General features: G+C 64.9%; 30 protein-coding genes. 11 read left to right on the top strand and 19 right to left on the bottom strand.

Annotation, left to right across the window (positions count from 1 at the left end):
* Positions 1–15: 15 nt before the first annotated feature.
* Genes HYH08_RS34940 through HYH08_RS34925 form a run of 4 tightly spaced genes read right to left on the bottom strand, consistent with a single transcriptional unit; the run spans position 16 to position 3582 of the window.
* Positions 16–1179: an ABC transporter permease gene (locus HYH08_RS34940; RefSeq protein WP_220014355.1), complete on the bottom strand. Its 1164-nt coding sequence runs from the start codon at positions 1177–1179 to the stop codon at positions 16–18.
* Entirely contained in the window at positions 1176–2105 is a 930-nt protein-coding gene (locus HYH08_RS34935; RefSeq protein ID WP_220014354.1) for an ABC transporter ATP-binding protein, read from the bottom strand. The genes HYH08_RS34940 and HYH08_RS34935 overlap by 4 nt, the downstream gene beginning before the upstream one ends.
* Positions 2102–2890, bottom strand: coding sequence for an HlyD family secretion protein (locus tag HYH08_RS34930; RefSeq protein ID WP_220014353.1), 789 nt, complete (start codon positions 2888–2890; stop codon positions 2102–2104). Before HYH08_RS34930 ends, HYH08_RS34935 begins: the two co-directional genes overlap by 4 nt.
* Complete coding sequence (locus HYH08_RS34925; RefSeq protein ID WP_220014352.1) at positions 2887–3582, bottom strand: TetR/AcrR family transcriptional regulator; 696 nt, start codon at positions 3580–3582, stop codon at positions 2887–2889. Before HYH08_RS34925 ends, HYH08_RS34930 begins: the two co-directional genes overlap by 4 nt.
* A 106-nt stretch (positions 3583–3688) precedes the next feature.
* Between HYH08_RS34925 and HYH08_RS34920 the strand changes: the two genes are divergently transcribed.
* From HYH08_RS34920 to HYH08_RS34910, 3 genes are read left to right on the top strand one after another with little or no spacing between them, the layout of a single operon-like run.
* On the top strand, positions 3689–4024 hold the full coding sequence (locus HYH08_RS34920; RefSeq protein ID WP_212371966.1) for an ArsR/SmtB family transcription factor: 336 nt from the start codon (positions 3689–3691) through the stop codon (positions 4022–4024).
* Positions 4021–4494, top strand: a complete 474-nt coding sequence (locus tag HYH08_RS34915; RefSeq protein ID WP_220014351.1) for an SRPBCC family protein — start codon at positions 4021–4023, stop codon at positions 4492–4494. The genes HYH08_RS34920 and HYH08_RS34915 overlap by 4 nt, the downstream gene beginning before the upstream one ends.
* 12 nt (positions 4495–4506) lie before the next feature.
* Positions 4507–4920, top strand: a complete 414-nt coding sequence (locus HYH08_RS34910) for a GFA family protein (protein WP_220014350.1) — start codon at positions 4507–4509, stop codon at positions 4918–4920.
* Positions 4921–4924: 4 nt separating this feature from the next.
* Here the strand turns inward: HYH08_RS34910 and adhP are convergent, their stop codons facing one another.
* From adhP to HYH08_RS34855, 11 genes are all read right to left on the bottom strand, one after another.
* A complete protein-coding gene (gene adhP, locus HYH08_RS34905; protein WP_220014349.1) occupies positions 4925–5950 on the bottom strand; it encodes an alcohol dehydrogenase AdhP in 1026 nt (341 codons plus the stop codon).
* Positions 5951–6092: 142 nt separating this feature from the next.
* Complete coding sequence (locus HYH08_RS34900) at positions 6093–6503, bottom strand: DUF2000 family protein (protein ID WP_220014348.1); 411 nt, start codon at positions 6501–6503, stop codon at positions 6093–6095.
* Between the two features lie 80 nt (positions 6504–6583).
* Positions 6584–6973, bottom strand: a complete 390-nt coding sequence (locus HYH08_RS34895; protein ID WP_220014347.1) for a DUF4189 domain-containing protein — start codon at positions 6971–6973, stop codon at positions 6584–6586.
* A 120-nt stretch (positions 6974–7093) separates the two neighbouring features.
* Complete coding sequence (locus tag HYH08_RS34890) at positions 7094–8698, bottom strand: NTP transferase domain-containing protein (protein WP_220014346.1); 1605 nt, start codon at positions 8696–8698, stop codon at positions 7094–7096.
* Positions 8695–9396, bottom strand: coding sequence for an XdhC family protein (locus HYH08_RS34885; protein WP_220014345.1), 702 nt, complete (start codon positions 9394–9396; stop codon positions 8695–8697). The genes HYH08_RS34890 and HYH08_RS34885 overlap by 4 nt, the downstream gene beginning before the upstream one ends.
* A 2-nt stretch (positions 9397–9398) precedes the next feature.
* Positions 9399–9722: an XdhC family protein gene (locus tag HYH08_RS34880; RefSeq protein ID WP_008564652.1), complete on the bottom strand. Its 324-nt coding sequence runs from the start codon at positions 9720–9722 to the stop codon at positions 9399–9401.
* Positions 9723–9734: 12 nt separating this feature from the next.
* The gene (locus HYH08_RS34875) at positions 9735–10937 is read right to left on the bottom strand and encodes a vWA domain-containing protein (protein ID WP_220014344.1); all 1203 of its coding nucleotides are present in this window, start codon (positions 10935–10937) and stop codon (positions 9735–9737) included.
* Between the two features lie 143 nt (positions 10938–11080).
* Positions 11081–12004 (bottom strand): AAA family ATPase, encoded by a 924-nt coding sequence (locus tag HYH08_RS34870; RefSeq protein ID WP_220014343.1) that lies wholly within the window; start codon positions 12002–12004, stop codon positions 11081–11083.
* 61 nt (positions 12005–12065) lie between these two features.
* Complete coding sequence (locus HYH08_RS34865; RefSeq protein ID WP_220014342.1) at positions 12066–12872, bottom strand: FAD binding domain-containing protein; 807 nt, start codon at positions 12870–12872, stop codon at positions 12066–12068.
* Positions 12873–12899: 27 nt separating this feature from the next.
* Positions 12900–13385: a (2Fe-2S)-binding protein gene (locus HYH08_RS34860; RefSeq protein ID WP_008137528.1), complete on the bottom strand. Its 486-nt coding sequence runs from the start codon at positions 13383–13385 to the stop codon at positions 12900–12902.
* A gap of 153 nt (positions 13386–13538) precedes the next feature.
* Positions 13539–13985, bottom strand: a complete 447-nt coding sequence (locus HYH08_RS34855; RefSeq protein ID WP_220014341.1) for an SRPBCC family protein — start codon at positions 13983–13985, stop codon at positions 13539–13541.
* Positions 13986–14156: 171 nt separating this feature from the next.
* On the opposite strand from HYH08_RS34855, the gene HYH08_RS34850 reads away from it, so the two are divergent.
* Complete coding sequence (locus HYH08_RS34850; RefSeq protein WP_220014340.1) at positions 14157–15512, top strand: 3-carboxy-cis,cis-muconate cycloisomerase; 1356 nt, start codon at positions 14157–14159, stop codon at positions 15510–15512.
* A gap of 35 nt (positions 15513–15547) precedes the next feature.
* Positions 15548–16330 carry a 3-oxoadipate enol-lactonase gene (pcaD, locus tag HYH08_RS34845; protein ID WP_220014339.1) on the top strand — a complete coding sequence of 261 codons (783 nt, stop codon included), beginning with the start codon at positions 15548–15550 and terminating at the stop codon, positions 16328–16330.
* A 6-nt stretch (positions 16331–16336) separates the two neighbouring features.
* Here the strand turns inward: pcaD and HYH08_RS34840 are convergent, their stop codons facing one another.
* Positions 16337–18472 carry a DUF3422 family protein gene (locus tag HYH08_RS34840; RefSeq protein ID WP_220014338.1) on the bottom strand — a complete coding sequence of 712 codons (2136 nt, stop codon included), beginning with the start codon at positions 18470–18472 and terminating at the stop codon, positions 16337–16339.
* 163 nt (positions 18473–18635) lie between these two features.
* Between HYH08_RS34840 and HYH08_RS34835 the strand changes: the two genes are divergently transcribed.
* On the top strand, positions 18636–19028 hold the full coding sequence (locus HYH08_RS34835; protein WP_014494190.1) for a carboxymuconolactone decarboxylase family protein: 393 nt from the start codon (positions 18636–18638) through the stop codon (positions 19026–19028).
* Here the strand turns inward: HYH08_RS34835 and HYH08_RS34830 are convergent.
* Positions 18990–19514 (bottom strand): hypothetical protein, encoded by a 525-nt coding sequence (locus HYH08_RS34830; RefSeq protein ID WP_220014337.1) that lies wholly within the window; start codon positions 19512–19514, stop codon positions 18990–18992. The genes HYH08_RS34835 and HYH08_RS34830 overlap by 39 nt on opposite strands.
* A 182-nt stretch (positions 19515–19696) precedes the next feature.
* The gene (locus HYH08_RS34825; RefSeq protein ID WP_220014336.1) at positions 19697–19858 is read right to left on the bottom strand and encodes a hypothetical protein; all 162 of its coding nucleotides are present in this window, start codon (positions 19856–19858) and stop codon (positions 19697–19699) included.
* A gap of 290 nt (positions 19859–20148) precedes the next feature.
* Here HYH08_RS34825 and HYH08_RS34820 point away from each other — a divergent pair, with 290 nt between their 5' ends.
* From HYH08_RS34820 to HYH08_RS34800, 5 genes are all read left to right on the top strand, one after another.
* Positions 20149–21066: an ABC transporter permease subunit gene (locus tag HYH08_RS34820; protein WP_220014335.1), complete on the top strand. Its 918-nt coding sequence runs from the start codon at positions 20149–20151 to the stop codon at positions 21064–21066.
* 11 nt (positions 21067–21077) lie between these two features.
* Complete coding sequence (gene livM, locus HYH08_RS34815; protein WP_220014334.1) at positions 21078–22397, top strand: high-affinity branched-chain amino acid ABC transporter permease LivM; 1320 nt, start codon at positions 21078–21080, stop codon at positions 22395–22397.
* Positions 22394–23227: an ABC transporter ATP-binding protein gene (locus HYH08_RS34810; RefSeq protein WP_220014333.1), complete on the top strand. Its 834-nt coding sequence runs from the start codon at positions 22394–22396 to the stop codon at positions 23225–23227. Before livM ends, HYH08_RS34810 begins: the two co-directional genes overlap by 4 nt.
* Positions 23224–23964, top strand: a complete 741-nt coding sequence (locus HYH08_RS34805; protein ID WP_220014332.1) for an ABC transporter ATP-binding protein — start codon at positions 23224–23226, stop codon at positions 23962–23964. The genes HYH08_RS34810 and HYH08_RS34805 overlap by 4 nt, the downstream gene beginning before the upstream one ends.
* Before the next feature lie 150 nt (positions 23965–24114).
* A complete protein-coding gene (locus HYH08_RS34800; RefSeq protein WP_220014331.1) occupies positions 24115–25233 on the top strand; it encodes a branched-chain amino acid ABC transporter substrate-binding protein in 1119 nt (372 codons plus the stop codon).
* Between the two features lie 68 nt (positions 25234–25301).
* On the opposite strand, the gene HYH08_RS34795 is transcribed toward HYH08_RS34800, so the two are convergent.
* The gene (locus tag HYH08_RS34795; protein WP_220014330.1) at positions 25302–25688 is read right to left on the bottom strand and encodes a response regulator; all 387 of its coding nucleotides are present in this window, start codon (positions 25686–25688) and stop codon (positions 25302–25304) included.
* Positions 25689–25835 lie beyond the last annotated feature (147 nt).

Below are 25835 nucleotides of genomic sequence, written 5' to 3'. Positions count from 1 at the left end.
CCGGGGCAGTCTGCCTCAATCCAGCGTGCGGCGGAAGCGCGTCACGGCAATGGTCATGGCGACCGTCATCAGGACCGCCAGCGCCAGGGCGTCGTAGCGCAGATTTGGCATGGTCGCGCCCTTGAGCATGATGGCGCGGACGATGCGAATGTAGTGCGTCAGCGGCAGGCATTCGCCGAGATATTGCGCCCAGGCCGGCATGCCCGCGAACGGGAACATGAAGCCGGACAAGAGGATGCTCGGCAGGAAGAACATGAACGACATCTGGATCGCCTGCAGCTGATTCTGCGCGATGGTGGAAAACGTGTAGCCGATCGCGAGATTTGCGGCGATGAAAAGGGTCGATAGCGCCGCCAGAAGGAACAGGTTGCCGAGCACCGGCACGCCGAACAGGAACACTCCGATATTGACGATCAGGAAGGCCTGGATGAAGCCGACCAGGATGTAGGGCACGATCTTGCCGATCATCACCTCGACCGGCTTGATCGGCATCGACAGCAGACTCTCCATGGTGCCGCGTTCGATCTCGCGCGTCACCGACAGCGCCGTAAAGATCAGCATCGTCATGGTGAGAATGGTGCCGACAAGTCCCGGCACGATGTTGAGCCGGGATTCCGCCGCCGGATTGTAGCGCGCATGCGCGCGGATCTCGAACGGCAGGGCCGGCGGATCGCCGATATAGAGATCGTGCTTGAGTGCGGTCTGCACGATCATCCCGAGTGAGCCGAGCGCGGAGCTCGCCGCGACCGGATCGGTGGCATCGGCTGCAACCAGCAGTGCCGGCTTGTCGCCGCGCCGCACGGCGCGTTCGAATCCGCGCGGGATCTCCACGCCGAACAGCACCTTGCCTGATTTCAGCAGATTGTCGAAATCCTCGACGTCGTGCACTTCATAGACGAAGCGGAAATAGGCGGTGTTCTCCAGCGCCTTCAGCACCGAGCGGGCGAGATCGGAATCTTCCTGCAGCAGCACCGCGCTCGGCAGATGGTGCGGCGTGGTATTGATGGCAAACCCGAACAGGAGAAGCTGCATCACCGGGATCGCGACGATCATCGCGAACGAGACACGGTCCCGCCGAAGCTGAATGAACTCCTTCGCCATCATGGCATAGGAGCGGCGAAGGAAGCCGAAGCGGTCGCGGATCTCCCGCAAGGGGCCGGTTGCGCGGATGCTGCTCATTGGAAATTGTCCCTGGAGCGGCCCATCAGCTCGATGAAGACATCCTCCAGCGACGGCGCCGACTTCTGCCAGTGCAGGCCGCTCTTCTCCCGCCATGGCGCGATGCTCGCCTCCAGCGCCGCGACGTCGCGCCCCGAGACGTGCAGCGAGGTACCGAACGGAGCGACCATGTCGACCCCGGGCTTGCCGGTGAGCTCTGCCGCAAGACCGCTCAACTCGCCCGTGACGGTATAGGTCGTCAGCGCCGATTTCGCGATCACCTCCTCGACCGTGCCATGCGCCAGCAGATGACCATAGGCGATGTAGGCGATCTCGTGACAGCGCTCGGCTTCGTCCATGTAATGGGTCGAGACCAGCACAGTGAGACCTTCGGCGGCGAGCGCGTGGATCTCGTTCCAGAAGTCGCGCCGCGCCTTGGGATCGACGCCGGCGGTCGGCTCGTCGAGCAGCAGCAGCTTCGGATTCGGCAGCGTGCAGGCCCCCAGCGCGAGCCGCTGCTTCCAGCCGCCGGAGAGCTCGCCCGCGAGTTGCTGCTCGCGGCCCGAGAGTCCGAGCCGGCTGATCATGTCGCGCGCGGCGCCGCGGGCATCGGTGAGGCCATAGAGCCGCGCGACGAATTCGAGGTTCTCGCGGACCGAGAGGTCCTGGTACAGGCTGAAGCGCTGCGTCATGTAGCCGACCTGGCGCTTGATTTTTTCGGAATCCTTCAGGATGTCGTAGCCGAGGCAGGTGCCCTCGCCGCTGTCGGGCGTCAGCAGGCCGCAGAGGATACGGATGGTTGTGGTCTTGCCCGAGCCGTTGGGCCCGAGGAAGCCGTAGATCGAGCCGCGCTTCACCTGCATCGACAGATCGTGCACGACCTCGCGGCCGCCGAACGATTTCGTCAGGCCCTTGACGTCGATCGCGATGTCGCTATCGCCGTTCATCGCTTGTCCGCCACCGGAGTCTTTGGATTAAGGTAGACGTCGATCGGCTGCCCGACCCGCAAGGCATCGGGCCGCGAAGGCCGCGCCTGGATCAGGTAGACGAGCTTGTTGCGCTCCTCGAGGCTGTAGATCACGGGCGGGGTGTATTCGGCCGTCGTGGCGATGAAATAGATCTTTGCGGTGAGATCGGCGGCGCAATTGTCGCAAGCGACCCGCACCGTATCCCCGATCGCAAGCTTGGGCAGCTCGGTCTCCGGCACGAAGAAGCGCAACTTCATGTTACCGGGGGGCATGATCGAGAGCACCGGCCGCTGCGCCGCCACCATCTCGCCCTCGCGGAAGTAGATCTGCTGGATGGTGCCGGCGACAGGGGCAAAGCCCTTGCGCCGCGCCATCCGCGTCTCCGACGTCGCCACCCGCGCTTCCGCCACGCGCAGTGCGGAGACGGCGGAGTCCAGATTGGCCTGCGTCCCCGAGCCGGTCTTGCTCAGCGAGGCCGCGCGATCATAGGTCTGCTGCGCATTCGCGAGCGTCGCCTTGTTCTGGTTGAGATCGGCGAGCTGGAGATCGTCATCGACGGAATAGAGCTGGTCGCCGACTTTGACCTCGTCGCCTTCACGAAAGTTCAGTTTCGTCACCCGGCCTGCTTCGTCCGGGCTGACATAGATCATGTCGGCCTCGACCCAGCCTTGAAATCCCGGCTCGCGCTTCTCCTTGCAGCCGGCGAGACCGGTTGCGAGGACGGCAGCCAATGCAAATGCAGAAAATACCCGCGACGACCTCATGTCGTCCTCCGTTCGCCGAAAATCAAATCGAGATGGACGCGCAGCATGTCTTGCGCATCGAGCGGCGAATGCCGCGCAAACAGGCTTTGCCAGATCACCGCGATCATCGCGGGCGCGACCAGGATCTGCGGATAGCGCGCAAGGTCCTTCTCGCGGATCTCGCCGCGGGCGATGCCGACCTCGATCAGCGCGCGCATGGCGGCGATGCCGCGCGAGACCACCTCGCGGTAGTAGAAGTCGGCGACGGAGGGAAAGCGCGGCCCCTCCGCCACGATCAGCCGCACGAGATCGCCGCGCCTGGTGCCGATCACCTCTCTCAGAAAATTGCCGGCGAAAGCCTCGATGAGGTCGCGCACCGAGCCCGTCGGCGGCGGCAGCGCCGTCAGCCGTGCAACCACAGGCACGATCACGATGCGCACCAGCTCCTCGAACATCGATTCCTTGTCCTTGAAGTGCAGGTAGATCGTGCCCTTGGCGACGCCTGCGCGGCGGGCGATGTCGTCGAGCCGCGTCGCGGCAAAGCCGCGCGCGATGAACTCCTCCATCGCGGCCTCCACGATGGCGGCCCGGCGCTCCGCCGCACGCGTGGCACGGTTCGACGTCGGCGCTTCCTCCCCATCGGCGGAGGCACGCGTCGCCGCGTGAGCGCGAACTGCGGATGGGTTGGCGGCTTCGATCGGCTTCTTGGTCATTGTTTACTTATGACTGACTGGTCAGTCATAGTCAAGACAACCTCCTTGACGTAATCGACAACATATTAGTATTGACTAATGAATTAGCTTCCACTAATTTGTCGCCATGATCGAAGCTGCCCCAAATCCCGTCACCATCGTGATGCGCGCCCTCGCCGATCCCACCCGTCGCGCCGTGTTCGAGCGCGTGTTCGAGAGCAAGGAGATCAGCGTCGCCGAGTTGACCCGCGGCAGCGGCGTCACACAGGGCGCGATCTCGCAGCACCTGAAATCCCTGAAGCAGGCCGGGCTCGTCGCTGAGCGCGCCGAGGGCCGCAACGTCTACTACCGCGCCGCGCCGCAAGGACTCGAACCGCTGGTGACCTGGATGGATCATTACGGTGTCTTCTGGCGCGAGCGCTTCCAGAACCTGCGTGACCTCTTGAAGGAGATCGATCCGTGAGTGCTGCCGCGTTGAACGCCGACACAAAGGACATCGTCATCGACGAGGTCTTCCCTCACACCGCCGAGACGATCTGGAAGGCGCTGACCAGCGCGCAGCTGATCGCGCGCTGGCTGATGCAGCCGACCGGCTTTGCAGCGATTGAAGGCAAGGACTTCACATTCCAGACCAAGCCGGGCGGCCACTGGGACGGCGTCATCCATTGCCGCGTGCTCGAGGTCGTGGCGAACAGGCGCCTCGTCTACGCCTGGAAGGGCGGCGATGAGCGCAACACCGGCTACGGCGCGCCGCTCGACACCATCGTGACCTGGTCCCTCACCCCGGTCGAAGCCGGCACGCGGATCCAACTGGTGCATGCGGGCTTCGTGCTGCCCAGGAACGAGAGCGCCTACACGGTCATGAGCGGCGGCTGGAAGAAGGTCGTCAAGCAGCTCGATGACATCAGCAGCCAAGAGACCAGCAGCGAGTGAGGAGATTGTTCGATGACGAAGCCATTTACCGGCGGCTGCGCCTGCGGCGCGATCCGCTACTCGATCACCGGTGAGCCGCTGTTCAGCAATCACTGCCAGTGCCGCGACTGCCAGCGGGAAAGCGGCAGCGGCCACGGCTCGTACATGACTTTCGCACGCGCCGGCGTCACCTTGACAGGCGAGGCCAGGCACTGGGACATGACCGGCGACAGCGGCAATGTGAAGACGCGCGGCTTCTGCGCGCGTTGCGGCCTGCCGGTCTACCTGACCTTCGCCGCCATGCCCGACATCTTCACCATCCGCGCCGCAAGCCTCGACGAGCCCGCCCGCTACAAGCCTGAAGTCGTGACCTACGCCGCGCGCGGGCATGACTGGGATCGTCTCGATCCGAGCTTGCCGAAATTCGCGGGCATGCCGCCGGGGTGAGTTGCTAGGCAAAATCCAGCACCATGCGGCCGTCGATCTTGCCGGCCTTCATCCGCTCGAAGACGTCGTTGATCTCAGCCAGCGGCACCTTCGTCACCTCGGCCTTCACCTTGCCGTCGGCGGCGAAGGCGATGGCTTCGTCGAGGTCGCGCCGTGTGCCGACGATGGAGCCGCGCACGGTGATGCGCTTGAGCACGACGTCGAAGATCGGCGTCGGAAATTCGCCCGGCGGCAGGCCGACGAGGCTGACGGTGCCCTTCCGGCGCACCATCTTCAGCGCCTGTGCGAATGCCGGGGTCGAGACTGCCGTCACCAGCACGCCGTGCGCCCCGCCTCCGGTTGCCGCCAGCACCTTGTCCACCGCATCGGCTGCAAGCGCGTTCACGGCGAGATCGGCGCCGGTCTCGCGTGCGAGCTTGAGCTTGTCCTCGGCGATGTCGATCGCGGCAACCTTGAGCCCCATGGCCTTGGCGTACTGGACCGCAACGTGGCCGAGCCCGCCGACGCCTGAGATCACGACCCACTCGCCGGGCTTTGCCTCGGTCTCCTTCAAACCCTTGTAGGTGGTGACGCCCGCGCAGAGGATCGGCGCGACGGCGGCGAAGTCGACCGTCGCCGGCAGCTTTGCCGCAAAGGCAGCCGAAGCAATGACATATTCGGCAAAGCCGCCATTCACGCTGTAGCCGGTGTTGTGCTGGTGCTCGCACAGCGTCTCCCAGCCGGTCTCGCAATATTCGCAAGACATGCAGGCATCGTGCAGCCAGGCGACGCCGACGGCATCGCCCACCTTCAGATTCTTCACGCCGGGCCCGAGCGCCGCGACGATGCCGGCAGCCTCGTGGCCGGGAATGAAGGGCGGCACCGGCTTCACCGGCCAGTCGCCGGAGGCTGCGTGCAGATCGGTGTGGCAGACCCCGCACGCCTTGACCTTGACCAGAACCTCGCCCGGACCGGGCTGCGGCACCGGCACGTCCTCGATCACCAGCGGCTTGCCGAATTGTTTGACGATCGCGGCTTTCATGGTCGGCATAGGTCTGCTCCTTCTGCATGACGCGGAGCAGACTAGCGATGCCGGACGGTGCGCCTTTGATTGGGGTCAAACAGCACAATGTTTGCGCATCATTCGCGGCGGCGTGACGACGCGATGACAAGGCGGCGGAAGTGGGGCCGTGTCAGCTGTGGAACTTGAGCCCATCCACAATCTTGTCGATCACCTTGCGTTCGGCACGCATGGCAATGCCGACGAGATTGAGATCGGTACGAGCCACCGCCCTCACCGCCTCGCGATTGGCGGCATCGTGCGTGGTCTTGAACATGTCTTCGGTATAGACCGCCGGCTTGACGCCACGCGTCAGCGCGCGGTCGAGCGCGCGCGACAGCGCCGGACCGTCGGCGCCATAAATCAGGATCGGCTGGCCGATCAGCGACAGATATGCCGTACCCGAGGCGTCCTCATAGGGATCTCCGATGCATTCAGGAAATGCCGCCGCGATGCCGCTGGTGAGAAAGGACGCAACGTTGAGTTTTTGCCAGGCTTGAAGGTCGGTGCGGATCACGACGGCGATCTTGGTATCGAACTGCATGTGTTTCCTCAATTGTCATTCCGGACTCGATGCTATGCATCGCCCCGGAATGACAGCAAGAGGAATCAGCGCTCGACGAATCAGCCTTTGGCGTCGCAGGCCCAGGCGCGGATCACGCATTCCTTGCCGCCGTATTTGTAGCATTCGCGCGTGGCGGCATTGAGCGAGGCGGAGATCTTCGGCTTGACGGCATAGCCATAGGCGCCGCAGGGATTGGTCATATCGACCGACATGGCGGCGCAGGCACGCTTCATCGTCACGGTCGTGCAATCGCCCTTGCACTGCTTCTGCGCGGCGGCGCGGGCCTCGTGCTCGGCGCCGTAATCATAGGCCTGGCCATAGGCGCCGCACTTGCCGACCGCAAAGGCGCCGGCGGCATGCGCATCCGTGATGTGGCGGGCGCCGGCGACACAAACCGACAACGCAAAGAAAAACATCGCGCAACGGCGCGCGACGACGTTCGAAACCATGGAAAAACCCCTCCCCCCAAGGCAGGTGGAGGAACTCTAATCCGCGGTCGTTTCCAGATGGTGAACGGGTGGTTGAAATCGGGATGTTTGGGAGATGCCATAGGGCGGATTAGCGAAGCGTCATCCGCGCCGTGCCGCTTCCAGGGCCTGCGGCGTGTCGATGTCGAGGAAGGCGCCCTCGCCTTCGACAGGCACTTCGGCGACCGCTTCACTGTGCTTGGCGATCAGATGCCGCGCACCGACGTCACCATCGAGTGTCATCAATTCCTTGAAGAAGCGGCGCGACCACAGCACGGGATTGCCGCGGCGGCCCTCGCTGACAGGCACCACGATGAGATTGCCGCGGTCCGGCGCGAAGCCGTCGATCAGACGGTCGATCAGGCCGGCGTCGATCAGCGGCATGTCGCCGAGGCAGACCAATGCGCCGTCGCAGGCGTCGGACACGGCCGCGATGCCTGCCTTGACCGAGCTTGCAATGCCGCCGGCGAAATCCGGGTTCTTGACGAAGCGCACCTTCAGGCCCTGCAACGCCTGCTCGACCAGCTCGGTCTGGTGGCCGGTGACGACGATCACCTCGGAGGCTTTTGACGCCAGCGCCTGCTCGGTCGCGATCCGCACCAGCTTCTTGCCGTCGAGCTCGGCGAGCAGCTTGTTCGGCCCGCCCATCCGGGTCGAACGTCCCGCGGCGAGCACGATGGCAGCGACCTGGCTGTTGCCCTCGGTCTCGGGCTTTGCGCGCGGCTGCGGCCGCGTCACGATCTCCATCAAGAGACCGCCGACGCCCATGCCCATCAGCTCGGAGCGCGTCACCTTGATGCCGGCGAGCAGCCGCATCAGCACCCAGTCAAAACCGTTCTCGACCGGCGAGCGGGCGCAGCCCGGGGCGCCCAGCACCGGCACGCCGCCGGCGCGGGCAATCAGCAGGAGATTGCCGGGATCGACCGGCATCCCGAAATGCTCGATCTCGCCGCCGATCCCTGTAACTGCGGCCGGGATCACGTCGCGGCGGTCGGCGATCGCGGACGCGCCGAACACGATGACGAGCTCGGCGCCGAGCCCGAGCAGCTCCTTGATCGCGGCGGACAGTGCAGCTTCATCATGCTGCACGCGACGCTCGGCGATGATGCCGGCGCCCGCAGGGGCAAGCCGCTCGGCCGTGACGCGCAGGGTCTTGTCGATGACCTTCGACGAGAGTCCCGGCAGCAGAGTTGAGACCACACCGACGCGCTTGATGACGTAAGGCGCGATTTTCAGCACGTCCTTGCCGGCGGCTTTCACCGCGGCATCCCGCAAAGTCCCCTCGACGCCGAACGGGATGATCTTGACGGTGCCGACCATCTCGCCCTCGACCACCGGCTTGTAGGCCGAGAGCGTCGCAAAGGTGATGGCTTCATCGACGTTGTTGATGCGGTCGACTGCGGCACGGTCGATCACCAGCACACCCGGACGCGCGGCAAACAGATTGGCGCGGCCGGTGAAGGCGCGCTCGACATGGATGCCATCGCCGCCGATCGCGAGTGCGATGCTGGCGGCCGCGACGTCCTCGGAGACGTCGCCCTCCTCCATGCGGACCACGACGATGTCCTTGATGCCGACGCGCTCGAGCGCCTCGACCTCGGCAGGGCCGATGGTCGTGCCTTTCTTCAGTACCAGCGGCCCCTGGCGCAGGGTATGGACGGTCACTCCGCCGATCGCATCCCTCGGGCTCGCCGGGCCGAATTTCATGCCGCTTCTTCTTTTTCTTTGGGCGGCAGGCGCAGCACCGCCGTGATCTCGGCCATGATCGCCACCGCGATCTCGGACGGCGAGACCGCGCCGATCGCAAGGCCAATGGGCGCGTGGATGCGCGCGATGTCGCTCTCTTTGGCGCCCTGCGCCCGCAGCCGGTCGCCGCGCTTGACATGCGTCTTCCGCGAGCCGAGCGCGCCAATATAGAAGCATTTGCGCTCGAAGGCGTGCAGCAGCGCGGGATCGTCGATCTTGGGATCGTGCGTCACCGCGACGAACGCCGTATAGGCATCGACGTTGAGCGGCGGCAGCGCCGTGTCGGGCCATTCGGCAACGAGCGGAATGTCGGGGAAGCGCTCGGGACTCGCAAAGGCCGTACGGGGATCGACGACGGTGACGTCGTAGCCGAGCGAGCGCGCCAGCGGCGCCAGCGCCTGACTGATATGGACCGCGCCGACGATGACGAGCTTTGCGGTCGGCGCATAGACGTTGAGGAACAGCTGCTTGCCGCCGGCCTCGACATTGGCGCTCTTGCCCATGCGAAGCTGCTTTTCCAGCTCGGCGCGCAGCGGGTCCTTTGCAAAATCCGCAGCCTTCACCAGGCGCTGCTCGCCGGTCTCGGTGTCGGTCACCAAAATGGCCGGGCGGCGCGCGGCGCGCTCGGCATTGAGTTCGTGCAGGATCGCGAGCTTCACGGTCAGCCGACCTTCTCGACGAAGACGCGGATGGTGCCGCCGCAGGACAGACCGACGTTCCAGGCGGTCTCGTCGGCGACGCCGAACTCCAGCATTTTTGGCTTGCCGCTCTCGATGACGTCCATGGCCTCGGTGACCACGGCGCCCTCGACGCAGCCGCCTGAAACGGAGCCCAGGAAGGTGCCCTCGTCATTAATGACGAGGCTCGAGCCCGCCGGACGCGGGGCCGAGCCCCAGGTTTCGACGACGGTCGCCAGCGCGACGCCACGGCCGGCCTTCTGCCAGTCCTCCGCCGCCTTCAGAATATCCTCGTCGCGATCGAGCATGGGCTTTGCCTCTCAAGCTGCGGAGCGGATCAGGCTGCGGTGATGCGGCGGCAGCGGCCGGGAGAGCGTCGTGATCAGCTCCTGGATCGAACTCAAATTATGCACGGGCCGGAATTCGTCAACGTGCGGGAGCATCATTTTGATGCCCTGGGCCTTGGCCTCGAAGCCGGAGAACCGCAGCAGCGGGTTGAGCCAGATCAGCCGCCGGCAGGACCGGTGCAGCCGGTCCATCTCGAAGGCGAGCTTGGAATCGGCCTCCCGCTCCAGCCCGTCGGAGATCAGCAGCACGATGGCGCCCTGGCTCAGCATGCGCCGCGCCCACAATTTGTTGAAGTTGTGCAGCGAGGCCGAGATCCGCGTGCCGCCGGCCCAGTCCTCGACCGAGGCCGAGCAGCTCGCCAGCGCCTCGTCCGGATCGCGCTGGCGCAGCGCGCGGGTGACGTTGGTGAGGCGGGTCCCGAACAGGAACACCGACACACGCTTGCGGGCGTCGCCGATGGCATGGAGGAAGTGCAGGAACAGACGGGTGTACTCGCTCATCGAGCCCGAGATGTCGAGCAGGGCGACGATCGGCGCGGGCTTCTCGATCCGCCCAAGGCGATGGATGTCGATGATGTCGCCGCCGGTGCGCAGCGATGCCCGCAGCGTGCGGCGAAGGTCGAGGCGCAGGCCGCGGAGATCGGGCCGATGCCGGCGCGTCAGCAGCTCGGCCTGCGGCAGATGCATCCGCTCGATGGCGCGCAGCGCCTCCGTGATCTCGGCCGCACTCATCTGCGCGAAATCCTTCTTCTGAAGGATCTCCTTGTCGGAGACCGACAGGCGCAGGTCCTGCTCCTGGTGCTGCGGCGTCTCGGTCATGCGCGGCTGCGACATCGCCTCTTGCACGCGGCGGGCGCCGGCCTGCGGCTTCTTCTTGGCCTGCTCCGGCAGCGGCACCGAATCCAGCATGTGCTTCCATTCTTCCGAGGCGCGGAAGAACAGGTTGAAGGCCTGCTTGAAGATCAGCGCATGCTCGTGGCGCTTGACGAAGATCGCCTCCAGCGTGGCGAAGACGTCGGCGCGGTTGCCGATGTCGATCACCTGGAGCGCGCTCATGGCATCGATGACGGCGCCTGGGCCGACCGGCATCCCGGCCGAGCGCAACGCGCGGGCAAAGCCGACGATGTTGTCGGCGAACTGCTCGGTTTGCTCGGGCGCAAGGTGGTTGATGGCCATGTCTCGTATCCATCCACTCGTCATTCCGGGGCGATGCGGAGCATCGAGCCCGGAATCCATTCATCCACGAACTCTGCGGCCCGATGGATTCCGGGCTCGCGCTATGCGCACCCCGGAATGACGAGTTCGTTATGACGCGCGCGTCAATTCTCGCTCGTCGCTTCCTTCAACACCTTCTGCAGGGTGTCGCCCTGCATGCGGGTGATGTCGTCCTGGTATTTGAGCAGAGCGCCCAGCGTGTCGCCGACCACTTGCGGGGTCAGCGAGCGGGCATCGAGCTCCGACAGCGCGGTCGCCCAATCGATGGTCTCGGCGACCCCCGGAGACTTGTAGAAGTCCTGGTTGCGCAGCGCCTGCACGAAGCGCACGACCTGCTGCGACAGCTTTGCCGAGATGCCGGGCACGCGCGACTTGACGATGGCGAGCTCGCGCTCGGCGGCGGGATAATCGACCCAGTGATAGAGGCAGCGCCGCTTCAACGCGTCATGGATCTCGCGGGTGCGGTTGGAGGTGATGATGACGATCGGCGGATGCGGCGCCTTCACGGTGCCGAATTCGGGGATGGTGACCTGGAAGTCGCTGAGGATTTCCAAAAGATAGGCCTCGAACGCCTCGTCGGCACGGTCGAGCTCGTCGATCAGCAGCACCGGCGGTCCCGCAACATCGGGCTCCAGCGCCTGGAGCAGCGGCCGCTTGATCATGTAGCGGTCGGCGAAGATATCGCTCGAGAGCTGGTCGCGGTCGGTGTCGCCGGCGGCTTCCGCCATCCGGATCGCGATCATCTGCGACGCGCTGTTCCACTCGTAGACCGCGGAGGAGACGTCGAGGCCCTCGTAGCACTGCAGGCGGATCAGCTTCCGCCCCAGCGCCGCCGACAGCACCTTTGCGATCTCGGTTTTGCCGACGCCGGCCTCGCCTTCCAGGAACAGCGGCCGGCCCATGCGCAGCGACAGATAGGTCACCGTGGCCAGCGATCGCTCCGCGAGATAGCCGCGCGAAGTGAGAAGTTCGAGCATCGCATCAACCGATGCCGGCAAAGCACCGGAAGAATTGGCCGCTGAAGTCATGAAAAAGCCAGTCTCGCTACGCCCTCACCGGGGACAAGTTTGGCCGAGGCGTGAGGTTCACTCACGCCTTGGCGTTGGCGGCATCGAGGGCGCGCCGGGTCAGCACCCCGATGAGATGTGCACGGTATTCGGCGCTGCCGTGGATGTCGCTGTTCAGCCCCTCGGCGGGCACCTCAATGCCCTCGATCGCCTTCGACGCGAACCGCTTCTTCAGCGCCTCCTCGAACGCAGTGACGCGGAACACGCCTTCCGAGCCGGCGCCTGTCACGGCGACCCGCACGTCCGACGGACGCCGCGCCACGAACACGCCGACCAGCGCATAGCGCGAGGCTTGGTTGCGGAACTTGATGTAGGCCGCCTTCTTCGGCAGCGGGAACATCACTTTCGTGATGATTTCGTCGGCTTCCAGTGCCGTCGAGAACAGGCCCTGGAAAAACTCCTCGGCCTTGAGGCGGCGCTTGTTGGTGACGATGGTGGCGCCGAGCGCGAGCACGGCGGCCGGATAATCCGCGGTCGGATCGTTGTTGGCGAGCGAGCCGCCGATCGTGCCCTTGTGGCGCACGGCGGGATCGCCGATCTGGCTGGCGAGGTTGGCCAGCGCCGGAATGGCCTCGCCGACGATCGCGGAGGTCGCGACCTCGGCATGCTTGGCGGTGGCGCCGATCACCAGCGCTCGGCCCTTCATCTCGATCGTGTTGAGCCCCTCGATATGGGAGAGGTCGACCAGATGCGGCGGGCTGGCGAGGCGCTGCTTCATGACGGGAATCAGCGTGTGGCCGCCGGCGATGACCTTGGCGTCCTCGTTCTTGAGCAGGAGGTTGGCGGCCTGCCGCACGGTCCCGGGGCGGTGGTATTTGAATTCGTACATCTGAATGTCCTGGTCGCGGGATGCGCGTTAGGCGAGGTCGGATTTCGCCATCGCCTTGGCGCCGGCGGAGATCGAGGCGACGATGTTCTGGTAGCCGGTGCAGCGGCAGAGATTGCCTTCCAGCTCTTCCCGGATCGTGTGGTCGTCGAGCTCGTTGCCCTTGCGGTGGACGATGTCGATCGCGGTCATGATCATGCCGGGCGTGCAGAAGCCGCACTGCAGGCCATGGTGCTCGCGGAAGGCCTCCTGCATTGGATGCAGCGGCGCGCCGTCAGCAGCCAGCCCCTCGATCGTCTTGACCTCATGGCCGTCGGCCATCACGGCCAGCGTGGTGCAGGACTTCACGGCCTTGCCGTCGAGATGCACGACGCAGGCGCCGCACTGCGAGGTGTCGCAGCCGACATGGGTGCCCGTCAGCCGCAGATTCTCGCGCAAGAACTGCACCAGAAGCGTGCGGGGATCGACGTTGGCCGTCACAGGATTGCCGTTCACGATGAGGGAGATTTTCGCCATAAGCACTCTCTATCAGCGCCCCGACGGGTCCCGTCGAAGCGGTTCTTTCTTATAATTATTCCAACCTATCATATGGGCCATTATGCCCCGGGGCAACATCACCGGGAGCGCAAGGCGCCATGCCGAAAGGCGATAGGTTTCAACCCCGTACCGCTAGCCTTGTACAGCTTTGGCGAAGTTCGCGAAAAACTCGTCGGCCAGCTTCTTGGCGGTGCCGTTGATCAGGCGCTGTCCGAGCTGCGCCAACTTGCCGCCGATCTGCGCCTCGACCTCGTAGGAGAGCAGCGTGCCGCCGTCCTTCTCGGCCAGCTTGACCACCGCGCCACCCTTGGCGAAGCCGGCGACCCCGCCCTCGCCCTCGCCCGAGATCTTGTAGCCGTTCGGCGGGTCGAGATCGCTGAGCGTGACCTTGCCCTTGAAGCGCGCCGAGACTGGCCCGACCTTCATTTTCGCGGTCGCGCGAAAGCCGCCGTCCTCGGTCTTCTCCAGCTCCTCGCAGCCGGGGATACAGGCCTTCAGCACCTCGGGGTCGTTGAGTTTCTCCCACACGGCCTCGCGCGGCGCCGCAAGCTGGACTTCGCCGTTCATCGTCATGGCCATGGGGTGCCTCCGGGATCGTAAAGGTAGGGGATGCTCAAGTAACGCACGGAGGCCGCAAAGAAAAGGGCAGCCCCCGGTCACGTGCAATGCATATTCGCACCTGCAAAATGTTTTGTGCGAACGGTCGGGGGATTGGCAGAGCCGAAGCATGGTGATTAGGTCGCGCGCAACATGAGCACAGCCCTCTCCCCCCTGCTCGCGCCGATGCTGTCGAGCGCGGCCATGCGCGCCGTCTGCGACGACCGCGCCACCCTCCAGAACATGCTCGATTTCGAGGCAGCTCTGGCCCGGGCCGAGGCCGCGACCGGCGTGATTCCCGCCTCTGCCGTGGGCCCGATCGAATCCGCCTGCAAGGCCGGCACCTTCGACATGACCGCTTTGGCCGAGGCCGCGACGCGGTCCGGCAATCTCGCGATTCCCTTGGTCAAGGCGCTGACCGCCGCTGTCGCGAAAGCCGACGCGGAAGCTGCGCGCTACGTGCATTGGGGCGCGACCAGCCAGGACGTGATCGACACCGCGACCATGCTGGGCTTGCGCGCCGGCATCGTTGCGCTGGACGCCGACCTCAGCCGCGCCATCACGGGTTTTGCCACAGTGGCGCGCAACCACCGCAACACAGCCATGGTGGCGCGGACCTGGCTCCAGCACGCGCTGCCGATGCCGTTCGGCCTGAAGGCCGCCGAATATGCCTCGAGCCTCGCGCGCGCCCGCTGCCGCCTGCGCCGGCTCTCCCGCGAAGGCCTTGCGCTACAATTCGGCGGCGCCGCCGGCACGCTCGCCGCGCTCGGCGACAAGGGGCTCGCGGTCGCCGAACGGCTGGCCCAGGAGTTGAACCTGCCGCTGCCTGAGGCGCCCTGGCACACCCATCGCGACCGCATCGCGGAAGCCGCATCCATCCTTGCCATCCTCGCCGGCAGCTGCGGCAAGATCGCGCGTGACGTCTCGCTGATGATGCAAACCGATGTCGGCGAGGCCTTCGAGCCCGCCGGCGAAGGCCGTGGCGGCTCCTCGACCATGCCGCACAAGCGCAACCCGGTCGCCGCCGCAAGCGCCCTTGGCTGCGCGACCATGGCCCCGCAACTCGCCGCGACGATCTTCGCGGCGCAGGTGCAGGATCACGAGCGCAGCGCCGGGCCCTGGCATGCGGAATGGCCGACGCTGCCACAATTGATGCTGGTCGCCTCGGGGGCGCTTGCCGCCATCGTCGACATCGCCGAAGGCCTCGACGTCGATCCCGCGCGCATGCGCAGCAATCTCGATGCGACGCACGGATTGATCATGGCGGAAGCCGTCACCTTTGCACTCGCCGACAAGATCGGCAAGAGCGATGCGCATCATCTGATCGAGGCCGCCAGCAAGCGCGCGGTTGCCGAGAAGAAACACCTGCGCGATGTGCTATCAGCCGATTCGCAGGTCGCCGCGCATCTTTCGCCGGAGAAAATTGCGGCATTGTTCGAGCCGATGGCCTATCAAGGAGCGTCGCAGGCCTTGATCGACCGGCTGCTCGACAGCCTCGACCGCGACTAGAACAGCCCCGAGCGGACAATAAACGGAGACGCCGCATGCCCATGATCGATGCCGACGGTTGCCTGATCAACGTCTCCGTCGAGGGCCGCGACGGCGGGCCGACCCTGATGCTGTCCAACTCGCTCGGCTGCACGCTGCAGATGTGGGAGCCGCAGATGAAGGCGCTGACGCAGGTGTTCCGCGTCATCCGCTACGACCGCCGCGGCCACGGCAAGTCGAACGTTCCGCCCGGCCCCTATACGCTGGAGCGTTTCGGCCGCGACGTGCTGGCGATCCTCGACGACCTCAACATCGAGAAGGTGCATTGGTGCGGCCTGTCGATGGGCGGCATGGTCGGGCAATGGCTGGGCGCCAACGCGCCTGAAAGATTCGGCAAGCTCATCCTCGCCAACACCTCCTGCTATTATGCCGAGCCGACCAAATGGCTGGAGCGGATCGAGGCCGTCAAGAAGGGCGGCATCGCCGCGGTCGCCGACGCCGTCGTCGCGGGCTGGCTGACCCAGGATTTCCGCGAGCGCGAGCCTGACATCACCGCGAAGATGAAATCGATGCTGCTCGCCACGCCCGTGGAAGGCTACCTCGCCTGCTGCGAGGCGCTGTCGACGCTCGACCAGCGCGCGCTGCTGCCGAAGATCAAGAGCCCGACGCTTGTCATCGCCGGCCGCCACGACATGGCCACCCCGATCTCCGCGGGCGAATTGATCCGCTCGAACATTCCCGGCGCCAGCATGACCATCATCGACGCCGCCCACATTTCCAATGTCGAGCAGCCGCACGCCTTCACCGACGCGGTGGTGGGCTTTCTGACGCAGCGCTGAGGTCGCCTATCGCGACTCCGCAGAAGGCTGCGGTTGCGGCGTTACCTGCGGGTCGGGCGGAGGCGGCGGCGCGGGCTCAGAAGGCGATGGGTCCGCAGACTGTAATGATGGTCGCTGAGGCGTTTTCAGCTCGTCCGCCGGCGCTTCGGAGTTCGTTGGAGCCGGCTCGCGCGAGGGCCGGGTTCGCACGCCGCCATCGGTCCCCGACCCGGCCTGGTGATGTCCTGGTTGCGGCGGCGCGATCAACGACACGCCGATCAACACCAGTTCGGCCAACGCGAATGGTAGCAGTATCAAGGTGAGCTTGCGGCGGTCGAAGGCCTGATTGAAAGCGCGGTAGATCGCGAACGCGATGCTGAGCAACCACACGCCGGTGGCGGCCCGCGATTTGAGCGGCCATTCTTCTCCCATGATCAGGATGAGCAGATGGGAGACGTAGTAGGGCACCAGGGCAGCGAGCAGGATGAACTCGCCCCAACGCTGGATTCCGCCGATCTCCGACTGGATCGTCTTCGTCTCCTCGTCGATCTTGGTGGCGCGCTCCACCAGCGAGTTCTGCGTGATGGAAAGATAATTCTGATCAAGGCTGACGATGCTCGACATCGCGCGCTCGTAGCGGACGCCCAGCCGGTCGATGAAATCGAATTCCGGTCCCAGCCGGCGCCGGATGAACTGATCGTAGGGCTGGTCGCCTTCGAGGCGTAGAATGCGCAGCAGCTTCACATTGTCTTCGAACTGCCGCACATAGAAGCGGGACCGTTCGATCCGGTAGAGCGGACCGCTGCCGGTATTCTCCAGAAACTTGCCGGTGATCTCGTTGAGCTGCGCATGCGCCTTGGCGATCTCGGCCATGGCGACGCGATTGCGCTGGTTGGCGGTTTCCGGGACGCTTTGTCCCGGGCGCGTCCCGTAAGCTTCCGTTCTCGCGATCGCGCGACGTGCCCGCTGGGTCGCCTCCTCCAGATCGGACAGCTCGAGCCCGGCATCGTGCAGCCACTTGACGTCCTTGAGCGCACACAGCCGGAACGTGCCGAGCTGGAGGATCTGGCTGACGAGACGGCCGAGCTGCCATTTGTTGACCACGGTCCTGTCGTCGACCCTCTGATGGGCATAGACGATGAACTCGACGGGAACGCGCTGGCCATCCGGAATCTCGGGCAGTTGCGGACCTAGCGTACTCAGATAGAATGCACGGCCGTCGAGCATGTAGTTGGCGGCGCATTCGTAGCGCGTGTGATCGGTGCGGATACGATGCTGGATCAGGGGCAACAGCAGTTGCTTGGCCTCGGCGCCCCAGCTTGGCGGTCCGTTGAACTTGAAGAAGCGATCGTCCTGGAAAATCACGGCTCGCTCGGAGGCGATCAGGCCGCGAAAATCCGCGCAGACACGCTGGAAAATGGCATCGTTCCGGAACGGACCGCCCAGCGACAGCACCTGCTCGTCAAAGACACGCCAGAACTCGTGGAATGAATAGCGGTTGATATCCTTCGCAAGCTGGTCGATCATCTCTTGTGACGGCGGAGTCGCGGGATCGCTGCCAGCGGAGAGGTGCCGGTCCGGGTCGAGATAGGCGGCGACCCGCTCCATCGTCTCGTTCAGCCTGGCGATGCCGCTCGGAGCGTTGGTGCGCGGCCGGTCGAGCTCGACGAAGACCGACATCGTGAAATACTCGGCCTGGGTCTCGAAACGGATCGTGACGTCAAGCAATTGCCAGACGAATTGCAGGCTGACAACGCGATTGGTGCTCGCAAAGATGTCATTCTGGCGCCGCGTGAGCGTCGTGACCCCGTCGCTCCGCGGATTGCGGTAGGCGCTGCCGAACAGCAGGTTGACGCCTCCAATCCGCGGCGTGACATCGACCGTGCTGCCGAGCTCCCTTTCCAGCCCGATCCAAAGCTCCCGGATGAAGCCGTCGAGGGCCGTGTTGATCTCCTCGGGGCGCTTGTTCGGGGCCCATTCCGGATTGACAGGCTGGTCCCGGCCACGCCCAACCTCCTGAAAATTGGTCCAGAAGGCGAGATGCCACACCAGGGACGGCGCGCTCAGCACCTTGGGCGGCTTGCGATGCGCGCCCGCATTCAGCTCGTGGTAGTCGTCGGCCGTCTTGAACATGGCAATATAGCCGGGCGCGGTCTCGACCATGGCAATTCACTCCTTCGAAACGAAGGCTTCAGGCGCGTGCAATGGCCGATGCTACCTCAGATAGAACGGCGGCGAAAGATATGGGGCCCGCCGCATCGCCCTGTCGGCTTCGGCGGGGCTGCGCTAGATTGGCGTGACCGTGATTTTGACCAGAGGATGCCCAATGGACGACCAGAAGCGCCGCGATGCCGGCATGAACGTGCGCCGAAAAGTGCTGGGCAATGCCTGGGTCGACAAGTCGATCGCGAACCGCAACGCGTTCAACACCGACTTCCAGGACATGATCACGCGCTATGCCTGGGGCGAGATCTGGACGCGGCCGCATTTCGACGAGCGCACGCGGCGCGTGCTCGTGATCGGTACCATGGTCGCGCTCGGGCAATGGGACGAGTTCCGCCTGCACGTCCGCGCGGCGCTCGCCGAGGGCGGCTTCACGCCCGACGACATCAAGGAAATCCTCTTGCAGCAGGCGATCTATTGCGGCGTGCCGGCGGCCAACCACGCCGTCAAGGAAGCCTCAGCGATTGTGCAGGAGCTCGGTCTGCTCAAGAGCTAGCGGCGGTGTTGCTTCGACGAGCTTCGGCGCTGCCGCAGGCTTCTCGATCACCACCACGATGGCGGCACCGAGCAGCAGCAGCAGCTCGGTGGCGTGCAGCCGGAGCGCGGCCATCTCGCCGACCTTGGAGGCCATCACCATGCTCGCGAACGAGATGATGCTGCCGATCGCCAGCGCAATGCCGAGCGCCTCGTCGCTGCCGCCATTGCTGCGGGTTCGGGGAATGCACAGAAGCGCGAGATGGATCGCGAAAAACGCGACGACGGTCAGCCGCCCCAGCGCCAGCAGCCAGGCGGCCCGCACCGTGTCCATACCGGCCATCTGGAGATGGTCGCTGAGGAACAGGGCGACCGCGACACTCGGCCGCTCATAGAGGCCGTGCACCGGGGCCACCATGATGTTGAAGGCAACGAGGGTCCAGGCGGGGATGAAGTAGGCCGCCACCAGCGCGCCGTTGACCGAGCCGATCCGCCAATTCCTGAACATGCCGCTTCCCGCTTCGCCTGCCACTCGCCTTCGGAGAGAAGGCTTTGCGGGGAGCTAACTCGCATCAGACTGTGGCAGCAATTTAAACCCTTCGTTTACCTTAACCGGCCTGTGGAACGACCGGTCCGACAAAAAGACCCCGCCTTGCGGCGGGGCCTCCCTTCACTCCTCGGCTCACAAATCTACCTGTTGTCCTGACGGGGCTGGCCGCCCTGCTGCTGGCCGGGCCGCTCGCCCTGGCGCTGCGGATCCTGCTGCTGCTGTCCGGGTTTCTGGCCGCCGCCCTGCTGCTGACCGGGGTTCTGGCCCTGCTGGCCCGGATTCTGGTTCTGCTGCTTCGTCATGTCGGGAAACTCCCTTGTTGGACGTCAGTGCGAGATAACCGCGGGGCAGCGATTTGGTTGCCATGCGGAACCAGGTTCCTCGCAGCTGCGGAACCCCGATATGACATCCGTAGCCAAATGAGTTCTGCACAAGACCTTCTAACGAGCAGCGGCCAGTTGCAGCCGCCAGTTCCCTCCTGTTACAAAACAGGAAGAACGCTTGGGGCTGCCGGGGCCCGCGAAGAAACTCACAGAAACTCTCCCTCGAAGAGCTCCCTTTGAGCCCGCCACAGGTTTGGTAACGGCAGCGCATGGATTATTTCGCCCAGCAACTCATCAACGGTCTCGTCCTGGGCTCGATCTACGGCCTGATCGCCATCGGTTACACGATGGTCTACGGCATCGTCGGCATGATCAATTTTGCCCACGGCGACGTCTTCATGATCGGCGGCTTCATCGCCCTGATCACGTTCCTGATCCTGGTCTCACTCGGCCTGACCGCGATCCCGGTGATCCTGCTCGTGGTGCTGCTGGTCGCGATGGCGATCACCGCACTCTATGGCTGGACCATCGAGCGCATCGCCTACCGGCCGCTGCGGCATTCCTTCCGACTCGCCCCGATGCTGTCGGCGATCGGCATGTCCTTCGTACTGACCAACTATTCGCAAGTTGCCCAGGGCGCGCGCGTCAAACCGATCCCGCCTTTCATCACTGGCGGCTATACCCTGCATGAGAGCGCGGACGGCTTCGTCATCCAGCTCTCCAACATCCAGATCATGGTGGTCATCACCACCATCGTGCTGCTGGCGCTGTTCACCTGGCTGGTCTCGCGCACGCGGCTCGGGCGCGACATGCGCGCCTGCGAGCAGGACCAGACCATGGCGGCGCTGCTCGGCGTCGACGTCGACCGCACCATCTCCATGACCTTCGTGATCGGCGCCGCGCTCGCCGCGGTCGCCGGCCTGATGTACCTGCTCTATTACGGCCTCGTCGATTTCTTCATGGGCTTCGTCGCCGGCATCAAGGCCTTCACCGCGGCCGTGCTCGGCGGCATCGGCTCGCTGCCGGGCGCCATGCTCGGAGGTCTCGCGATCGGCCTGATCGAGACGTTCTGGTCGGCCTATTTCTCGGTCGAATACAAGGACGTCGCCGCGTTCTCGATCCTGATCGTCGTGCTGATCTTCATGCCGACCGGCCTGCTCGGCCGTCCCGAAGTCGAAAAAGTCTGACGGACCGCCGCGTGACAGCTCCCTCGACCCAAACGGCCAAACCTGCAACGGGCATCCCCGCTCTCCTCAAGACCGCCTTCATCAACGCGCTGATCGCGCTGGTGCTGTTCTCGCTGATGGTCGGCATCCGCACCGAGGCGGGCTCCGACGGCCAGCTCACCTATTGGACGCGGTTCGGCGAGCTCGCCTCCCTCGTCGCCGTGGTGTTCGGCGGCTCCATCGTGATCGATCTCTTGCGGCAATGGATCGGGCCGACCGGCGCCGACAAGCTGGTGCCACCCAGCGTGCAGAGCGGAATGTCCTTCGTCGGCCGCTACCTCGCACCCGCGCTGTTGATCTTCACGCTGCTGGTCCCCGTGATCTTCTATAACCAGCGCTACATCCTCGACCTAGCGATCCTCGTGCTCACTTACGTCATGCTGGGCTGGGGATTGAACGTCGTAGTCGGTCTCGCCGGCCTGCTCGATCTCGGCTACGTCGCCTTCTACGCGGTCGGCGCCTATTCCTACGGACTGCTCGCCACCAATTTCGGCTGGTCGTTCTGGGTCTGCCTGCCGCTCGCCGGCATCCTCGCCGCATTCTGGGGCGTGCTGCTCGGCTTCCCCGTGCTGCGCCTGCGCGGCGACTATCTTGCCATCGTGACGCTCGCCTTCGGCGAGATCATCCGCCTCGTCATCATCAACTGGCAGGAGCTGACCGGCGGCCCCAACGGCGTCTCCGGCATTCCCCGCCCGTCCTTCTTCGGCATTCCGCTCGACAACAGCGATGACGGCCTCGCCGCAAAACTCGGCATCGAATATTCGTCGACCCACCGCATCGTGTTCCTGTTCTATCTGATCTTGGCGCTGGCGCTGCTCACCAACTGGGTGACGATCCGCCTGCGCCGCCTGCCGATCGGCCGCGCCTGGGAAGCCTTGCGCGAGGATGAGGTCGCCTGCCGCGCGCTCGGCATCAACACGACCACGACCAAGCTCACCGCGTTTGCGACCGGTGCGATGTTCGGCGGTTTCGCCGGTGCGTTCTTCGCCACACGCCAGGGCTTCATCAGCCCGGAATCCTTCACCTTTCAGGAATCGGCGCTGGTGCTCGCCATCGTCGTGCTGGGCGGCATGGGATCGCAGCTCGGCGTCGCGCTTGCGGCGCTTGCCATGATCGGCGGCTTCGAGCTGTTCCGCAGCCTTGAAACCTACCGCATGCTGGTGTTCGGCATGGCGATGGTGCTGATCATGATCTGGCGGCCGCGCGGCCTGATCGGCCATCGCGCCCCGACCGTGTACCTGACCAAGGCGCAGGCGATCTCCTCCGACCTCGTCAAGGAAGGCCACGGATGAGCGGCGACACCATTCTCAACGTCGAGCGGCTGACCATGCGCTTCGGCGGCATCGTCGCCGTGCAGGACCTGTCGTTCGCCGCCGAGCGCAAGAAGATCACCGCGCTGATCGGACCGAACGGCGCCGGCAAGACCACCGTCTTCAACTGCATCACCGGCTTCTACAAGCCGAGCGGTGGCGCCATTCGCCTCAGCCATGACGACGGCCGGACCATCGCGCTGGAGAAGCTGAACGATTTCCGCATCGCCAAGCAGGCCAAGGTGGCGCGGACCTTCCAGAACATCCGTCTGTTTCCCGGCATGACCGCGCTGGAAAACCTGATGGTGGCGCAGCACAACGCCTTGATGCGGGCCTCCGGCCTCACCTTCCTCGGCCTGATCGGCGCACCCGGCTATCGCGATGCGGAGAAGCGCGCAATCGATCTCGCCACCGACTGGCTGAGGCGCGTCAATCTGCTCGACCGCGCCGACGATGCCGCCGGCAATTTCGCCTATGGCGACCAGCGCCGGCTCGAGATCGCGCGCGCGATGTGCACCGAGCCCGCACTTCTGTGCCTGGACGAGCCCGCCGCCGGCCTCAATGCGCGCGAGAGTGCCGCGCTCAGCGAGCTCCTGCTCTCGATCCGCAAGGAGCTCGGCACCTCGATCCTCCTGATCGAGCACGACATGTCCGTGGTGATGGAGATCTCCGACCACATCGTGGTGATGGACCATGGCGTCAAGATCGCGCAGGGATCACCGCAGGAGGTGCGCGACGATCCCAAGGTGATCGCCGCCTATCTCGGCACCGACGAGGACGAGGCTGCGGCCGTGATGGAGAGCGGGTCATGACTTCACCCACTCCCCTGCTCGCGATCCGCAGCCTTCGCGCCGCCTACGGCAAGATCGAGGCGCTGAAGGGCGTCGACGTCGAGATCAATTCCGGCGAGATCGTGGCACTGATCGGCGCCAACGGGGCCGGCAAATCGACGCTGATGATGACGATCTTCGGCAAGCCGCGCGCCCGCTCCGGCCAGATCCTGTACGAGGGCCGCGACATCACCGGCGTTCCGACCCACGAGATCGCGCATTTGCGCATCGCGCAATCGCCGGAGGGACGTCGCATCTTCCCGCGCATGAGCGTGGCGGAAAACCTCCAGATGGGGGCGGACGCCACCGAATGCACCGATGCGGAGCGCGAGGCGACGCTGCAGCGCGTGTTCTCACTGTTTCCACGGTTGAAGGAACGTTACGCCCAGCGCGGCGGAACCCTCTCCGGCGGCGAGCAGCAGATGCTGGCGATCGGACGTGCCCTGATGAGCCGGCCCCGCCTGCTGCTGCTCGACGAGCCCTCGCTTGGCCTCGCGCCACTGATCGCCCGGCAGATCTTCGATGCGATCCGCACCCTGAACCGGCAGGACGGCCTGACCGTGCTGATCGTCGAGCAGAACGCCAACCACGCGCTCAAGCTCGCCCATCGCGGCTATGTCATGGTCAACGGCCTCATCACGCTGGCAGGCACCGGCGCCGAGTTGTTGCAGCGCCCCGAGATTCGCGCCGCCTATCTGGAAGGCGGCCGGCACGGCTGAGACGGGCGATGTGCGGCCGAATGCGGCGAGATATCTCCATCGATGCCCGTATTTTGCCGGTGACTTCTCGCAAAATTCATTCAAGAATGGCGCCGGTTTGGACCGGGCCTGCCCGGCAACTTCCACAGGCGACCACCCGCGAGGTATCTCATGAAATCACTGAAGCTCATCGGTCTGGCATTCGGCGCATCGCTCGCGCTCTCGAGCGCGGCATTCGCGCAGGATGTCACCGTCGCAGTCGCAGGTCCGATGACCGGCGGCGAGTCCGCCTTCGGCCGCCAGATGAAGAACGGCGCCGAAATGGCCGTGGCTGACATCAACGCCGCCGGCGGCGTCAACGGCAAGAAGCTCGCGCTCGACGTCGAGGACGATGCCTGCGATCCGAAGCAGGCGCGCTCGGTTGCCGAGAAGATCGCCGGCGCCAAGATGCCGTTCGTGGCCGGGCACTATTGCTCGTCGTCGTCGATCCCGGCATCGGAGGCCTATGCCGACGGCAACGTGCTCCAGATCACCCCCGCCTCCACTAATCCGAAATTCACCGATGCGGGACTTTGGAACGTGGCGCGCGTCTGCGGCCGTGACGACCAGCAGGGCCTGGTCGCGGCGCAGTACATCGCCAAGAACTACAAAGGCAAGAACATCGCGATCCTCAACGACAAGACCACCTACGGCAAGGGTCTTGCGGACGAGACCAAGAAGGCGCTCAACAAGGCCGGCATCACCGAGAAGATGTACGAGTCCTACAACAAGGGCGACAAGGACTTCAACGCGATCGTCTCGCGCCTGAAGCGCGACAACATCGACCTCGTCTATGTCGGCGGCTATCATCAGGAGAGCGGCCTGATCCTGCGCCAGATGCGCGACCAGGGCCTGAAGACCGTGCTGATGGCCGGCGACGCGCTCGCCGACAAGGAGTACGCCTCCATCACCGGTCCGGCCGGCGAAGGCACGCTGTTCACCTTCGGTCCCGATCCGCGCAACAAGCCGACCGCCAAGAAGATCGTCGAGGCGTTCAAGGCCAAGAACATCGATCCCGAAGGCTACACGCTCTACACCTACGCGGCGATGCAGGTCTGGTCGCAGGCGGCCAAGAAGGCCGGCACCACCGATGCGAAGAAGGTCATGGCCGCGATCAAGGCCGGCAAGTGGGACACCGTGATCGGCCCGATCGAGTACGACGCCAAGGGCGACATCAAGCAGCTCGACTACGTCGTCTACAAATGGGACGCCAAGGGCGGCTACGCCGAGATCAAAGGCAACGGCACCTGAGACGGGTCGCCTGTCCAGATCGCCCCCAACGCCCCGGTTCGCCGGGGCGTTTTCTTTTGCCCGGCGGGTCAGACAGCTGCGGAGAGCTGGCCGCCCGCGGCAGCCTGAGCCTTGCGCAGCGCCTGCAGCAGATCGTTCGGCCGAAACGGCTTTTGCAGGCATACGACGTCGGCGAGATCAGGCGCCTCGCTCACGAAATCCAGAGCGGTCATCCCGGAGACCGCGACGAGCGGAAACCCCGGAACTTGCTCGCGAATGGCCATCATGACGTCAACGCCACTGGTATCAGCCAGGAAGATATCGACAATTGCCGCATCGAAAGCACCTTCGCCGAAGGCCTTCAGGCCCGCGGCGCCACTCTCGGCCTCGACTACGTCATAATGGTTGACCCGAAGCACGATCGCCACCATGGCGCGGACGTCCTTCTGGTCGTCGACAACGAGCACACGGGGCATGGGAACAACTCCCGGATCCGCATCATTAATTGGTTCAATTCACCGCAAATGGGCGACAAGGCAGTATGAGTCCGGCCCAGTAAAGCACTTCTTACCTCTTACCTGTTCCGAATACCCCTCCAAGTTAAGTAAGCTGTAACCCTCGGT

This window comes from Bradyrhizobium sp. BR 10289, assembly GCF_019455385.1.
Lineage (GTDB): Bacteria > Pseudomonadota > Alphaproteobacteria > Rhizobiales > Xanthobacteraceae > Bradyrhizobium.
Note: the sequence above shows the minus strand (reverse complement) of the source record. Positions and strands in the feature narration are given on the sequence as shown.

Coding starts and splice junctions, on each gene's coding strand:
- HYH08_RS34940 (WP_220014355.1), bottom strand. CDS start 1,179: ATGAGCAGCATCCGCGCAACCGGCCCCTTGCGGGAGATCCGCGACCGC.
- HYH08_RS34935 (WP_220014354.1), bottom strand. CDS start 2,105: ATGAACGGCGATAGCGACATCGCGATCGACGTCAAGGGCCTGACGAAA.
- HYH08_RS34930 (WP_220014353.1), bottom strand. CDS start 2,890: ATGAGGTCGTCGCGGGTATTTTCTGCATTTGCATTGGCTGCCGTCCTC.
- HYH08_RS34925 (WP_220014352.1), bottom strand. CDS start 3,582: ATGACCAAGAAGCCGATCGAAGCCGCCAACCCATCCGCAGTTCGCGCT.
- HYH08_RS34920 (WP_212371966.1), top strand. CDS start 3,689: ATGATCGAAGCTGCCCCAAATCCCGTCACCATCGTGATGCGCGCCCTC.
- HYH08_RS34910 (WP_220014350.1), top strand. CDS start 4,507: ATGACGAAGCCATTTACCGGCGGCTGCGCCTGCGGCGCGATCCGCTAC.
- adhP (WP_220014349.1), bottom strand. CDS start 5,950: ATGCCGACCATGAAAGCCGCGATCGTCAAACAATTCGGCAAGCCGCTG.
- HYH08_RS34900 (WP_220014348.1), bottom strand. CDS start 6,503: ATGCAGTTCGATACCAAGATCGCCGTCGTGATCCGCACCGACCTTCAA.
- HYH08_RS34895 (WP_220014347.1), bottom strand. CDS start 6,973: ATGGTTTCGAACGTCGTCGCGCGCCGTTGCGCGATGTTTTTCTTTGCG.
- HYH08_RS34890 (WP_220014346.1), bottom strand. CDS start 8,698: ATGAAATTCGGCCCGGCGAGCCCGAGGGATGCGATCGGCGGAGTGACC.
- HYH08_RS34880 (WP_008564652.1), bottom strand. CDS start 9,722: ATGCTCGATCGCGACGAGGATATTCTGAAGGCGGCGGAGGACTGGCAG.
- HYH08_RS34875 (WP_220014344.1), bottom strand. CDS start 10,937: ATGGCCATCAACCACCTTGCGCCCGAGCAAACCGAGCAGTTCGCCGAC.
- HYH08_RS34870 (WP_220014343.1), bottom strand. CDS start 12,004: ATGACTTCAGCGGCCAATTCTTCCGGTGCTTTGCCGGCATCGGTTGAT.
- HYH08_RS34865 (WP_220014342.1), bottom strand. CDS start 12,872: ATGTACGAATTCAAATACCACCGCCCCGGGACCGTGCGGCAGGCCGCC.
- HYH08_RS34860 (WP_008137528.1), bottom strand. CDS start 13,385: ATGGCGAAAATCTCCCTCATCGTGAACGGCAATCCTGTGACGGCCAAC.
- HYH08_RS34855 (WP_220014341.1), bottom strand. CDS start 13,985: ATGGCCATGACGATGAACGGCGAAGTCCAGCTTGCGGCGCCGCGCGAG.
- HYH08_RS34850 (WP_220014340.1), top strand. CDS start 14,157: ATGAGCACAGCCCTCTCCCCCCTGCTCGCGCCGATGCTGTCGAGCGCG.
- pcaD (WP_220014339.1), top strand. CDS start 15,548: ATGCCCATGATCGATGCCGACGGTTGCCTGATCAACGTCTCCGTCGAG.
- HYH08_RS34840 (WP_220014338.1), bottom strand. CDS start 18,472: ATGGTCGAGACCGCGCCCGGCTATATTGCCATGTTCAAGACGGCCGAC.
- HYH08_RS34835 (WP_014494190.1), top strand. CDS start 18,636: ATGGACGACCAGAAGCGCCGCGATGCCGGCATGAACGTGCGCCGAAAA.
- HYH08_RS34830 (WP_220014337.1), bottom strand. CDS start 19,514: ATGTTCAGGAATTGGCGGATCGGCTCGGTCAACGGCGCGCTGGTGGCG.
- HYH08_RS34825 (WP_220014336.1), bottom strand. CDS start 19,858: ATGACGAAGCAGCAGAACCAGAATCCGGGCCAGCAGGGCCAGAACCCC.
- HYH08_RS34820 (WP_220014335.1), top strand. CDS start 20,149: ATGGATTATTTCGCCCAGCAACTCATCAACGGTCTCGTCCTGGGCTCG.
- HYH08_RS34810 (WP_220014333.1), top strand. CDS start 22,394: ATGAGCGGCGACACCATTCTCAACGTCGAGCGGCTGACCATGCGCTTC.
- HYH08_RS34805 (WP_220014332.1), top strand. CDS start 23,224: ATGACTTCACCCACTCCCCTGCTCGCGATCCGCAGCCTTCGCGCCGCC.
- HYH08_RS34800 (WP_220014331.1), top strand. CDS start 24,115: ATGAAATCACTGAAGCTCATCGGTCTGGCATTCGGCGCATCGCTCGCG.
- HYH08_RS34795 (WP_220014330.1), bottom strand. CDS start 25,688: ATGCCCCGTGTGCTCGTTGTCGACGACCAGAAGGACGTCCGCGCCATG.